Consider the following 12,990-nt stretch of genomic DNA (forward strand, 5'->3'; position numbering starts at 1 on the left):
CCGCAGGAGCGGTGTCACGAGCAGAACCTCGGGTCATCGCGGCCGGTACGATGATCAAGGCCCCATCTCGATACCTCGCTTACTTTGGAAAGCCCAGGGCGACCAGCGCCCCCAGGCGATGAGTCGGTGGTGCGCCATCGGTGACCACCTCCAGTGTGCCGTGATTGCCGCGGCACGGGATGCATTGGGCCATTGACGGGGACGTGCGTCTGCATGAGGGTTTCGGGAAACGGGCATCGCACGCCGTGGCTGCTACGAGGGTCCGCGTGGGATGCCTTGGCGCACCGCTCTTGGCGCGGCAGCGCGGCTTACAGGAACACGCAATGAACGATCTCTACTTTCCGCCCGTGGCACTCTTCCGCTTCGCCGTCACGGCGACCACGCCCATCGAGCTGCCGCCCTACACCGGCTCCATGTGGCGCGGCGCCCTGGCGACAGCCTTCCGGCAGAGCGTCTGCGTGCCGCGCGTGCCAAGCTGCGCCGGCTGCCTGATCACGGACTTCTGCGCCTTCTTTCGGTTCTTCGAGGACGGCGCGCCTGCCGACCAGCCGCCCGCGCGCTTTCACGACACCAGCCGGCCCTACGTGCTGAACCTGCTGGAGCCGGGCAACCGCACCGCACAGCCCGGCGAGCCACTCGCCGTCGGGCTCACCCTCATCGGCGACAGCATCGATTTTCTGCCCTACTGGATCTACGCCTTTCAGCGCGCTGGCGAGCTCGGACTGGGGCGCGGCCGGGGGCACGACCGGGGGCAGTTCGAGCTGACCCAAGTCGCCCAGGAGACCGCGCTCGGCAGCGATGTCTGGAGCCCCCTCTGGCAGCCCGGTGCCGAGCACTGTGCCCTGCTGGAGCCCGCCGCCGTGGTGCTGCCCGCGCCGCCCGCGGCGGCGGTCATCGAGCTGCCGACGCCCCTGCGCATCAAGCGCCGCGGCGACTGGGTGGACGCGGCGAGCTTCACCGCCGCCGAGTTTCTCTATCACCTCTGCCAGCGGCTGGATCGGCTCGACGCCCTGTTCGGGGCCGCGGATGCGCCGGCCTGCTATTGGGAGCGCCATCGCGAGTGCATCCAGGCCCTGCCCCCCGCCGCCGCCGAGCTCCACTGGCACGATTGGACGCGCTACTCCTCCCGCCAGCAGCAGCACATGAAGCTCGGCGGTCTCATGGGCCGCTTTCGCGTGCCGGACGCCGCGCTGCCCGAGCTGTGGCCGCTGCTGTGGCTCGGCCAGTACGTGCACATCGGCAAGAACACCAGCTTCGGCCTGGGTGCTTATCGTGTTTTGACGGAGTAACCTTTAGGGGTAACACCCACCCGATCAGCACCCGGCATGAGCCGGCAGGCGCCGCAAGAGCGCAGCCCGGCAGCGGACAAGGGAGACGCACATGGAAAAGATCCTGCTTTTGGCCTCGGACGCGGCCTGGAAGGCGCTGCCGAAGCCTCTGCAAGAACGGCTCACGGCCCACGGTGCCCCCGCCGCCGGCCTCGGCCTCCCGGCCGGCGCGCACCTGCCGCGGCGCATGGCGCTGAGGCTCGCCGCGCAGCACGCCGACGCCGCCCGCATCCTCATAGCGGACCTGCGCTGCGCCGCCGCGCTGGCCCGGCTCAGAGTGGCCGGCTACGTCGCCGAGCGCGCCGGCAACCGCGTTTACGGCGGCGATGCGACGCCGGAAGAAGTCGCCGCGCTGCCGGGGGATACGCTGCTGGAGCAACTGCTCGCCCTGCGGGGCGACAGCGCGAACGGCGCGGACGCCGACCAGCCCGCAGGGCTGGACCTTCTCGAAGCGCAGGCCTGGCAGCGCGACGGCTGGGCCGGACTCTCCGCGGCGGGCATGGACTGGACACGTGCCAAAGCCATGCAGCCCCCAAGCTCCAGCGACGCCCGCGCCGATCGGTTCCTGGACCTCGCGGACCTCACCTGCCTGCTGGTCCCCGGCGCAGACGAGGCGCGGTTAGCGCGGGAAAGCGAGGCTGCGGCAACGCCGGACTCCACAGAGAAAGGCAACGGCTACGACCCCGCCGACCCCGACCCCAAGCAGCGCGACGACGGCGACTATTGCCAGGCCATGCACCGCAAGTCGCCGGTGCGGCTGCGAGCGACGCTGGCCATCGGCACACCGGCGGGCGACGACCCGTCGGCGGCACGCCGGCTCCTGCTCACCACGGATCGCAGCCGACTCCACTGGCTCGCAACCCTGCGCGCCGACGTCACGCTCCAGGCCGACCTGACGCTCCGGCTCGATGTCGGCCGCTTCCGCTGCCGCCTCCATGCCGAGCTGCGCGCCGCGGCGGCGCCGGGGGCCATGGACCGGCTCGCCTCCCGCTGCCTCGCGGTGGCGCTGGTGCACGGGCGACCGCTGCGGCACTACGACTGCACCTTCCTGCTGCCGCTGGACCTGCACGAGCAGGACGAAGGAGACGATCACCGTACCGGCCTGCCGGCAAAGGTCAACGAGCTGCTTGAGACGCGCGTAAAGGCCCATGTGCTCGAACGGCTGCCCGACGTGCACGCGGGCACGGCCGAAGACGACAAGATCTCCGCCGTCGCCCGCATCAACGCGGCCATCGAGCACGCCAACAGAGACCCCGAGCAGCGCCGTCGCCTCGCCGCCGGCCTCAGCAAAGACGAGCACCTGCCCCACGCCCAGGCGCTGCTCTACTTTCTGCCGCAGGTGCAGCGCCGCGTGCTCGATGCCGAAGCGGGCGAGCTCGCCCATTGGCGCCTCAAGCCGGGCAACGGGGCGGAATTGAAGCTGCGGGTCGAGAAGTCAGAGTACGGCGACATCACGGTCCCAATCCGCGAGCTGTCGCTGTACCGCTACGACCAAGACAGCTTCCTGCTCGCGCTGCGCTGCACCTACTCCGAGCCCGACGCCGTATCGGCCTGGGCGGACCGCCAAGCCAAGGCGCCGGACGCCGAAGCAGTGCCGACGGGACTGATTTGGCCGGACGGCGACGACTGGTGGCACCCGCTGTTCACCGCAGACCCCGACATCCGCGGCGCCATCCGCGAGTCACAGGCCGAGCGCTGGCTCACCTTCACCAAGTCCGCGCGCCTGCTGCGCGCCGCCTTTCCGGAGCAGCGCAGCGAGGGCAAGCTGCACAATGTCGTGCTGCTCGAAGGAGCACAGGAGATCCGACGCTTCGACGGCAGCCGGTCCGTCAACCCAATCGTTCACAAGCTGCTTGGTCTGTTGCTGGGGCCGGACGCGGAGCCATCGGACCAACGGCCGACCGAGCACGATCTCTCGCGCTGTCTGCAAAACCGGCTCGCCGCCGTGCGCGACGACCGCATGGTCGTCAACGTCGCCTACGGCCTCGCCGGGCCACCGCCCGGCGCCGACCCGGCCGCGCTCGACGCCCTGCGCCGGCTGTTCAGCCTGGCCCTCTTCGTCGACCGGGGCCGCGACGCCGGCGCCGACGGCTGGGTCTACGACCGCGACTTCGTCGCCGGTCAGTTGGCCATGCAAGCGGAACAGCGCTGGGCCGGGCTCGGCACCCTGATCGGCTGCACCAACTACTCCCAGGCCGCCGTCGGCTGCGGCGCCCTCTTCTGCGGCCCCATCGCGCGCATCCATGTACCGCACATCTACGGCACCATGCTGGTGCTGTCGCTGTTGTTCGAGCTAATCCTCGCCCACTTCGAGCGCCGCATCGCGGCGGAGACCCTGCGGCTCCAAGCACCCGGTGGCAAGCGCCGACCCAACACCGAGCTCCAGGCCGCGAAGCTGCGCCGCATCGAGTGCCTGCATCAGGACTTCATCCGCTTCACCAACCGCACGTGGCTCCGCCACGTCAGCTCGCAGTTGCAGGGCGAGGAGCTGTTCCAGCGCCAGGCGGCCGCGCTTGGCCTGGAGGCGCAGTACGCCTTGGTCAAGGACAAGCTGGAACGGACGGATGAGCTCGTGCAAACGCGCGGCGCACGCATCCAGGCAGACAACGCGCATCGGCTCACTCGCGTCGGGGCCTACCTCGCTGCTGCTTCGGTCTTGCTGAGCCTGGTGGCTTTTGCGGTGAATCCGGCACCGGACCCCGAGGCACCCGCGACCGGGCTGGAGGGGCTCTGGATCTGGCTCGCCGCATGGCTCAACCACAACTGGCCATTCGTCGTTGCGCTCACCATCGGCGTACTCACGTTGAACCTGCTGCTGCGTGCATTGCGTGCCGAGCGCGACGACAACTCGGGCGCCTGCGAGTAGATACGGCCCCAACGCGCTGCCACGACCCGCCGGCAGCCGATCCGAAACAACCAGCGCGCAAGCGCAATCAACGCACCCATGCTCCAACACCTCCTCCTGCGCATCGAAGCCGTCAACCTGGAACAGGTCATCGACGACACCGACAAGATCGCCGTCATCCGCGGCGGCAGCTTCGGCGCCCTATTCGGCCCGCAGTCGCTCGAGCCCGACCCGAATGGCCCGGACCCGGAGCCCCTCGCCCCGCGCTGGCCGTTGCTCAGCGGGCTCTTCTGGCGAGGCTTCCCGCAGCATAAGCCGCGCCGCATCAGCACCGGCGCTTCGGTGGGGCTGTATGCGCTGCGTGCGCCGCGGCGGGATGCCGGCCGCCTCGCCGACGCCGTGGCACGGGCCCTCGCCGAGCGCTGGCCGCATCACACCTTTGTTGTGGACACCCAGCCCTACGACCCCGCCAACGGCGACTTCAGCCGGGCCCACGAGGCCGTGATCGCCAAGAACCGCATGCGGCAGTTGCGCCAGGCCGCCGTCGCGATCCCCGCACCGCTGCCCGGCTGCCGGCTAGTGGACCATTTCGACGACCTGCGCCCGGCGTCCGCCGACCTGCGACTGGACGGGGACAAGACCGCGAGTGCCTCCGTTTACGCCCGCGCCGAGCTCGGGCGCGAGCAGAAGGACGCCTTCCTCCACTGGGCAAGCGGCGTCCCCGACCTCGCCTACGCCCGGAGCTTCGAGGACATCGCCCCGGGCGCCGGTGACCTGCCCGCCGGCGACCCGCTGCTCGGCAAGCTCGGCGTGCTGTACTTCGACGGCAACGGCTTCGGCGCCCACCAAGCCCGCTGTGACAGCGAGCATCGGCTGCGCGCCTTCGACGACATGGTCACGGCCTTCCGCCGCAACTGGCTTGCAGAGCTCATCCACCGGCTCGCCGACCACCCGCACGCCTGGCACCGGCCAGCGCCGCGGCGGGGCAAGCCGCCGGAGCCGCCCCGCCTGCGCCTTGAGCTCTTGCTCTGGGGCGGGGATGAGATCCTGCTCGTGCTGCCGGCGGGCCTCGCGCTGGACGCGCTCATGCACTTCTACGCCATCAGCGCGGCCGCGCACGCCAGGGGCGAGCTCACCTGGCCGGACGCCGAAGGCAAGCCGCAACCGCTCACCCACGCCGGCGGCCTGGTACTCTGCCAGCACAAGGTGCCCATCGCCCGCACCCGCGAGCTGGCCCGCCGGCTCGCGGACCAGATCAAGGCTCGCGACGACAGCCGCCACGCCGACCGCTGGGACTATCTGCTGCTCGAGTCCGTGGACGCCCCGCACAACGCCCCCGCCGGGTTTCACCGCACCCGCTACGGCCCGCGCGCCGCGGAGCGCCGCCCGCTTGCGCCCGCGGCGCAGCCGGACGCCCTCGCCCGGCTCGCCGCGCTGCGCAACCCGCCCGCCGCCGCCATGCCGCTGCCGGGCGACGACCCGCGGCTGGCGCTGGGCAAAGCCCGCGACCTGGGCTTTCGCCTGACCCGGGATGCGGATTGCGCCAAGCCTGAGCAGTGCGACGACCTGGTGCGGCAGCTCGACGCCCTCGTGCCTACGAACGGCCCGCAACGCGAGATGCCCGCGCTTGCCGCGCAGCTCTTTCCCGGCCAGAGCGCCGTCTGGCGCTGGCTGCACCTGCTGGAGCTTTGGGACTACCTCGCCCCGCGCACCGCGGAGGAGCCCTGATGAAGCCCTACACCTTTCGCGTCCGCCTCACCTGCGCCGGGCCGGTGCTGAGCCGTTCCCTGGAGGCCGGCCGGCTCGGCATCGACGCGCTGCCGCTGCGCGCCGCGGACGCGCAGCACACCGCGCTGCCCGGCACCCAGGTGCGCGGCCTGCTGCGCGACGCCTGGACCGTCTTCGCCGACGCGGACCCGCAGCACTGGCCGCTGGAGCGCCTCCAGCGTTGGCTCGGACCCGACCCCGATGCCTCGAACCACCCGAACAAGCCCGTTGACGCCTTCAACCTGAGGCCCGCCCGGCTCGACTTCGACGCCCTGTGGATCGCCGCCGACCTCGGCACCCCCGGCCGCCTCCAGCACCGCATCCGCATCGACCCCGCCACCGGCGCCGTCGCCCGCGGCCAGCTCCTGACCCTGGAGAGCCCGCACGCGCCGGCCGAGGAAGTCAGCTTCAGCGGCGAGATCCGCGCCCGCCTCGACGACGCCGCCGAGGCCGCAGAGCTGTTGCGCTGGCTGCAAAAGGCCTGCGCCTATGTGCACGCCGTGGGCGGTCTGCGGGGCATCGGCTACGGCCGGGTCTTGAGCGCCGCGGCGAGCCTGGCGGAAGAGCCTGCCGGCGACGCCCCCGGCATACCCGACGGCGCCGGGCCGGCCGCCGTCCGGCGCATACCCGCGGAGCTGGACCTGCCCTTTCCGGCGGGCGACGCCGATACCGCCCGGCTGCGCCTGGGCCTCTCCATCCGCCCCCTGGCCGAGCTCTGCTTCCCGCGGCCCGGCCCCAAGGGCAGCGCCGGGAACCGCTTCAGCACCGAAACCCACATCCCCGGCGCCGCGCTGAAGGCGCTGCTGGCCGCCCGCTGGCCGAAGCAGAACGCGCTGCTCGCGCCGCTGCTCGACCCGCTGCGCATCACCCACGCCCACCCGGTGAACACGGGCACGGCGAGCCGCCCGCTCGCCGTGCCGATGAGCTTTGCCTTCACGGACGCCGCGGCCAAGCCCAACACGCTGCATCTGCGCGACCTCGCCCTCCAGCACGCCCCGGGTTTGCTCGGCGGCAAGGCACCGCGCTTTCAGCCGGACTGGAAGCCCGCCCACTGGACGCTGGCGCAGGACTGGTGCGGCTGGCCGGAAAAGGATGTCCCCCGCGGCCTGCGCGTGCGCAACCGTATCGATCCGCAGACCGGCAGCGTCAAATACAACAACAACACCGAAAGCGGCATGCTGTTCTCCGTGGAGACCCTGATCCCCGGTGAGCACCGCTGGCTCGCCGACCTGGACCTGCCCAAGGTGAGCCGGGCGCAATGGCAGCCGCTGCTCGCGCTGCTGGCGGAGCTCTGCGCCGCACCGCTCGCACCGCTTGGCAAGACCAAGGCGGCCGTGGCGGTGGAGCTGCGGCCGGAGCCCTGCGGCATCGCCCGCGGCAGTGGCTGGCGGCCGCGGCTCGCGTCCTACCCGGCGCACCGCGACGCGCCCATCGTCGTGCTGCTGCAAAGCGCCGCCGCCCTGCTGCCGCCCGGCTGGCACTGCCGCCCGAGCAACGACGGCGCCGCGCTGCACCACGCCTACGCCGATGTCTTCCGCCGGCTTTCCAACCACAAGCTCGACCTCGCCCACGCCTTCACGCGCGAGGCGCTGGCCGGCGGGCGCTACTGGTGGAGCCGCTTCCAGCGCCGCGAGCGCGACTATCACCCGGTGCTGCTGACGCAACCCGGCAGCGTCTTCGTGCTGCGCGCACGCCGCGGCGCCAAGCTCGACGCGATCCAGCAGGTGCTCCAGTGCTGGGACAGCGAAGGCCTGCCCGCCGTCGGCGCCCCGCCGGCACCGGGGAACACCCGCCCGGCGTCCGCAGGACTGGCCGGGGATCACAAGCACAACCCCTGGATCCCGCAGAACGGCTACGGCGAGGTGGTCATCGACCCCGCCTGTGCCCGCGACGCGGCGCTGCAACCGCAACGGGAGGAGTGGCATGGGCTCGAAGACTAAGCGCGGCAAACCCGGCCGGGACCAAGCGAGCAAGCGCCCGGAGCGCCCGACCAAGCCCGCCGCCACCGCGCAGGCAGAAGCCGCCGCGGCGCCATCCGCCGAGGCAGCGTCGGCCCCACGCCTGCCCCGCGCCCGCATCGAGGGCCTGCTGCGGCTCAAGAGCCCGCTGCACATCGGCAGCGGCGACACGGCCGCGTGGCGGCAAGACGACCTGCCCGCCGAGCGCGAGCGCCCGGAGCTGGACACCGCCCCCGATTACCACACCTGCTGCCTGCTCCCTGGCCGCGGCCCCTACCTGCCCGCCAGCAGCCTGCGCGGCGCTCTGCGCGCGCGGCTGCACGGCGCTGGGGCCGCGGACGCGCTCCGCCGGCGCCTGTTCGGCGAGGTGCCGCCGAGCCCCGCAGACGGCCAAGCCAGCGCCGGCTGCCTGCGCCTGCGCGACGCCTTCATCGACGCCGACGCCAGCCTGCCCGATTACCGAGCGCTAGCCGACACGCCCGCCGCCGGCAACAACACGCGCTGCCCACCCGACAACAAGACCCCGGCACTGCCCCCGTACTGGATGCAGCACCGCGGCACCGCGCTGCGCCAGGGCATCGCCCGCGACCCGCGCCTCGGCACCGCCATGGACGAGCGCCTGTACAGCCACGAGCGCGTACCCGCCGGCGTCGCCTTTCGCATCGTCATGGACCTCATCGACGCCACGCGGGACGAGCTGCGCGGCCTGCTCGCGCTGCTGCGCGGCTGGGACGGCTCCCTGGCCGGCGCCCTCGGCGCCCGCACCGGCAAGGGTTGGGGCCGCGTCGCCTGGGAGCCGACGGACGTGCTGACCCTGGACGAGGCCACCTTCCGCCGCTGGCTCGCCGAGGACGACCCGACCGGGCGCCTCGATGACTGCCTGACGCCGGACCCGGCGCTGCTCGCGCAGGCCCAAGGCAGGGCCGCCAACGCCACCGCGCCCGCGCCGCCGCCCGGCGTGCTCGCGCTGGATCTCAAGCTCACCCCCCGCGGCCCGATCCTAGTCAACGAGCCCGGCTGGCGGCCCGCGGACGGCGCCGACGACGAGCACACGCCGACGCACTACTTCAGCCGCGACCCCGCCGACGGCACGCCGCTGTTGCCCGGCACCAGCCTCGTGGGCCTGCTGCGTGCGCGCGCCCGGCGCATCCTCTGCACCATGGCCGCGGGGATACTCGAAACCGCGGCCGACGGCGCGAGCCCGGCCGCGCCCACCGACCTGCTGGCGGAGCAGGCGGCCGAAGCGCTGCTCGGCCGGCTCTTCGGCAGCGCCGAGCGGCGCGGCGCGCTCTGGCTCGGCGACGCCCGCGCCGAGGGCAAGCTCCGGGCGGCGGACCAGGACCTCCCGGACGCCGACCCGCCACCGGCCGGCGCCGAGGCCCAGCATGTCAAGTGCCACGAGCAGACCTTCATCGCCATCGACCGCTTCACCGGCGGCACCCGCTCCATCCGCGGCCAGGGCGCGCTCTTCAGCGTGCAGGGCACCGTCGACGGCAGCTTCCGTGCGCCGCTGCTGCTGGAGACCGCCCGGCTCGCGCGCCAAGAGGCCGGCGGCACCCCGCACTGGTGGCAGGGGCTGCTGCTGCTCGTGGCCCGCGATGCGCTGGAAGGCGACCTCAGCCTCGGCTGGGGCCAGGGGCGCGGTTGGGGCGCCGTCGCCTTCCGGCTCGACCCGGCCGGCGCCAAGGCCGGCAGCACCACCGCCAACCTGGCACACGCCACCGGGCGGATGGCCGACGGCGACAGCAACGCCTGGCCGCAGGTGCTGGAACACTTGCGCACCCTCACCGGCGGCGAGCCCCGGGCCTGGCTGGAGCAACTGGAGCAGGCCATCAGAACCGAGCTTGACCCCCGCGCCGGCCGCACGCCCGCGGCGCCCGAGCAGCGGATCGGCGCAGCGCAGCCCAGCACAGCGGAGCAGCCCCAATGAGCGACACCTTCTACAACCCCTACCAGTTCCTCCCCGTCACCGGCCGCGTGAACGGTGCGCCCACACCCAGCACGCCCTTCGAGCAGATCCGCGCCGCCGCCCCCGACGCCGCCCCCATCCGCCACGACCGCTGGCTGCCCGGTGCCTGGACCGGCCGACTCCTGGTGCGCCTCACCACCAAGACACCCACCATCGTCGGCAATACGCAACACAAGCCGAACCAGAACGAATCCGCCCGGGTGACCCCCTACTTGCGCAACGCCCGCCCCGCCTTTCCGGGCAACAGCCTGCGCGGCATGCTCGGCGCCGTCGCGGAGGGGCTTAGCCAGTCCGCGCTGCGGGTGCTGGAAGACCGCCACTACTCCGTGCGCAAGCCCATGGAGGGCGCGCTGTCCGCCATCGGGCGCATCGTCGTGGACGAAGGCGGCCTGCGGCTGGAGCCTCTGACCTTGCCGACGCTGACCATCGACAACGGCACCGCCCACGTGGAGGCGAGGTGGCAGCGCGTGTTCGCCACCGACCTCGGCACCTGCCGGCTTGGCGAATGCCTGCCGGCCTACATCAACGGCTACAGGCACTTGGCAGCCGGCAGCTTCCTCGCCGACGCACAGCCCAACAGCAGCCGCGTCGGCCACGACGAGCCCTGGCACTGCGCGCTGGCGGACCACCCCGCCCTGCACTGGCCCGTCACCGCCCCCATCGCGCAGCCCGACCCCAATCTGTTTCACATCCACAAGGCCGCCTTGCTCGGACGCAACATCAGCCCCGGCCGCGCGCCCCAGCGCGAGGCCGGCGACGACACCACCCCCGGCTGGCTGCGCGTGCTCGGCATCGCCGAGCGCGAGACCGAGATCCCCTTCGGCAAGAAACACGAGCGCTTCATCCCCTGCCGCCCACAGACCCCGCGCCGCCCGCTGGCCTTCGCGCCCGGCGTGCTGGAGCGCTTCGAGCGCCTGGTGCTGGAGCGCGCCGCGCAGCGCTGGACCGGCAACAACACCCCCCGCCAGCACGCGCCGGATGACGACAGACTGGGCTTCTACCCCTTCTTCCCGGAAGGCTACGAGCACCATCTGCCCACCCGTGCCCAGATCGAAGGCCGAGACGGCACCTCGCCCTGGCGCCCCGTGGACGGCATGCTGGTCCATTTCGACGTCACCGACGACCCGACCCCGCGCGTCAGCGAGCTGTCCTTCTCCGCCATCTGGCGCGCCGAGGTGCCGGCCGCGACGCCGGGGGCCGACGGCGACAGCACCCACGCCTTCTTCCATGCCCTCGCCGACGACGCCGGAGCGCCCTGCCGCCTGCTGCCCTGGGGCGCCGCGGGCCGCGACGCCCTCACCCCCGCCGAGGCCCTGTTCGGCGTCGCCGAGGAGCTGCCCGCCGCCGTCCGGAAGGATCGCGAGCACGCACCGGCGCGCAACCTCGCCGGGCGCCTGCGCGTGCACGACGCGCTGCCCGTTCCGGACAAGGTCGCCCGCGCGCCCGAGGACACCCTCAAGACCCTGAACAGCCCCAAGCCGCCGAGCCCGACGCTCTACTTCCACCCCCGCGGCCGGCGCGGCACGCCCGTCGGCAAGCAGCAGCTCAAACGCGGCGAGCACCGCCCCAACGGCCGCAAGGTCTACCTGCATCACCGTGAGGCCCTGAACGGCGGCCAGACCTGGCCGCGCCACGAAGAGAATACAGACAACGACCGCCTGCGCCTTATCGCCCGGCCCGTCGCCGCCGGGCAGGACTTCATCTTCCCCATCGACTTCGACAACCTGAGCGACGCCGAGCTGACCCTGCTGTGGCGCGCCATCGAGCCCGGCACCGGCTTCCTGCACCGCCTCGGGCTCGGCAAGCCGCTCGGGCTCGGCAGCGTGGCGCTGCGCATCGAGGCCCTGTTCCGCCGCGACCCCGCAACCCGCTACAGCACCGCCGCCGCCACGGAGCAGCACCGCTGGCACGCCGTCTGGCTCGCGGACGGGGCCGAGCCCAAAGACTGGCCCGTCCGCCAGCACAAGGCGGACCGAATCGCCGCCCGCGCCGCAGCCGCCCGCGAGCTCCCGCGCATCGAGGCACCGCCAGCCGTCCCCGACCTCATCGACGCCGACACCCTGGCGGCCCTGTGCGCCGTCGGCGATCCGGGCCGGCTCGCCGACGGCGTGCCGGTGACCTATCCGGTCACGGCCGCCCAGCGCACCGCGCTGCACGAGAACCAGCCCGCCGCTGAACAAAACGGCTTCAAGTGGTTCGTTGCCAACGACAAACGTGTTGCGGGCGGGCAGCAAGATGCCCAGGCACTGCCGCCACTGCCCACAGATCCCGATGCACCACTCGATCCGCTGCGCACGCTCCCATAGACCGACACGCGCGCTCCGCAACGACACCAATGGCGGCCGACTCGATTTCACATCCGAATTGACCCGGCCGGCCCACCGACTATGCTGAACCACACCGAGCCGGCGAGCCCGCAACCCACCTGACACCCGAGAACTGAACATATATGCAGCCAATTCAGCCCCCGCGTAACCTAACTTTTTCGCCACAGTGCTGTGCCCTGAACGAGACACCCCACGCCATTGGCAATGCAGAAGTTTCCAAAAGTCAAGCTGTCCGAATGACGCCCCGAAATTGAGGGGGTTACGACATCTTGAACATGGCGTACCTCCTAAGGATATGAGTCCGAATGACGCCCCGAAATTGAGGGGGTTACGACGTCTGGAAGGCAGTTGCCTTCCTCTACTTTTCTGTCCGAATGACGCCCCGAAATTGAGGGGGTTACGACTGATATTACTATTCTGCATCACCCGTCCTTGTCGTCCGAATGACGCCCCGAAATTGAGGGGGTTACGACTCCCAAGCGGACCTAGCTTGCCCAAAACCTTTTGTCCGAATGACGCCCCGAAATTGAGGGGGTTACGACGCCGCGCCGATGTCCGCCGGCGCGATCGGATCGGTCCGAATGACGCCCCCGAAAATTGAGGGGGGTTACGACTCGTGCACTTTTCATGTTGTGCCCAGTGAATACGTCCGAATGACGCCCCGAAATTGAGGGGGTTACGACACGTCACTTCTCGTTGCCTCGAGTTTGTAAAAGGTCCGAATGACGCCCCGAAATTGAGGGGGTTACGACCTCGTCCCATCTCGGCCCAGGTCCCGTACCCAGGCGTCCGAATG

6 protein-coding genes and 1 CRISPR repeat array are annotated in these 12,990 nt (G+C 71.7%); all 6 genes read left to right on the top strand.

The genetic code is table 11. The features are described 5' to 3' along the window. Positions 1 to 323 precede the first annotated feature (323 nt). Positions 324 to 1,289: a CRISPR system precrRNA processing endoribonuclease RAMP protein Cas6 gene (gene cas6, locus ML01_RS25685; protein WP_058558228.1), complete on the top strand. Its 966-nt coding sequence runs from the start codon at positions 324 to 326 to the stop codon at positions 1,287 to 1,289. A 91-nt stretch (positions 1,290 to 1,380) separates the two neighbouring features. Continuing rightward, positions 1,381 to 4,194, top strand: a complete 2,814-nt coding sequence (locus ML01_RS25690) for a hypothetical protein (RefSeq protein WP_058558229.1) — start codon at positions 1,381 to 1,383, stop codon at positions 4,192 to 4,194. A 78-nt stretch (positions 4,195 to 4,272) separates the two neighbouring features. Further along, the gene (locus tag ML01_RS25695; protein ID WP_058558230.1) at positions 4,273 to 5,901 is read left to right on the top strand and encodes a hypothetical protein; all 1,629 of its coding nucleotides are present in this window, start codon (positions 4,273 to 4,275) and stop codon (positions 5,899 to 5,901) included. After that, entirely contained in the window at positions 5,901 to 7,880 is a 1,980-nt protein-coding gene (locus tag ML01_RS25700; protein WP_058558231.1) for an RAMP superfamily CRISPR-associated protein, read from the top strand. The genes ML01_RS25695 and ML01_RS25700 overlap by 1 nt, the downstream gene beginning before the upstream one ends. After that, positions 7,864 to 9,828 (top strand): RAMP superfamily CRISPR-associated protein, encoded by a 1,965-nt coding sequence (locus ML01_RS25705; RefSeq protein ID WP_058558232.1) that lies wholly within the window; start codon positions 7,864 to 7,866, stop codon positions 9,826 to 9,828. Before ML01_RS25700 ends, ML01_RS25705 begins: the two co-directional genes overlap by 17 nt. Next, positions 9,825 to 12,173, top strand: coding sequence for an RAMP superfamily CRISPR-associated protein (locus tag ML01_RS25710; protein ID WP_058558233.1), 2,349 nt, complete (start codon positions 9,825 to 9,827; stop codon positions 12,171 to 12,173). Before ML01_RS25705 ends, ML01_RS25710 begins: the two co-directional genes overlap by 4 nt. Positions 12,174 to 12,424: 251 nt before the next feature. Then, a CRISPR array of direct repeats spans positions 12,425 to 12,946; the repeat unit is 36 nt; unit sequence GTCCGAATGACGCCCCGAAATTGAGGGGGTTACGAC. Positions 12,947 to 12,990 lie beyond the last annotated feature (44 nt).

Source organism: Thiohalocapsa sp. ML1, assembly GCF_001469165.1.
Taxonomy (GTDB): domain Bacteria; phylum Pseudomonadota; class Gammaproteobacteria; order Chromatiales; family Chromatiaceae; genus Thiohalocapsa.

What these genes read in the sequence shown, in the direction of transcription:
- cas6 (WP_058558228.1), top strand. Translation starts at nt 324, where the DNA reads ATGAACGATCTCTACTTTCCGCCCGTGGCACTCTTCCGCTTCGCCGTC.
- ML01_RS25690 (WP_058558229.1), top strand. Translation starts at nt 1,381, where the DNA reads ATGGAAAAGATCCTGCTTTTGGCCTCGGACGCGGCCTGGAAGGCGCTG.
- ML01_RS25695 (WP_058558230.1), top strand. Translation starts at nt 4,273, where the DNA reads ATGCTCCAACACCTCCTCCTGCGCATCGAAGCCGTCAACCTGGAACAG.
- ML01_RS25710 (WP_058558233.1), top strand. Translation starts at nt 9,825, where the DNA reads ATGAGCGACACCTTCTACAACCCCTACCAGTTCCTCCCCGTCACCGGC.
- ML01_RS25705 (WP_058558232.1), top strand. Translation starts at nt 7,864, where the DNA reads ATGGGCTCGAAGACTAAGCGCGGCAAACCCGGCCGGGACCAAGCGAGC.
- ML01_RS25700 (WP_058558231.1), top strand. Translation starts at nt 5,901, where the DNA reads ATGAAGCCCTACACCTTTCGCGTCCGCCTCACCTGCGCCGGGCCGGTG.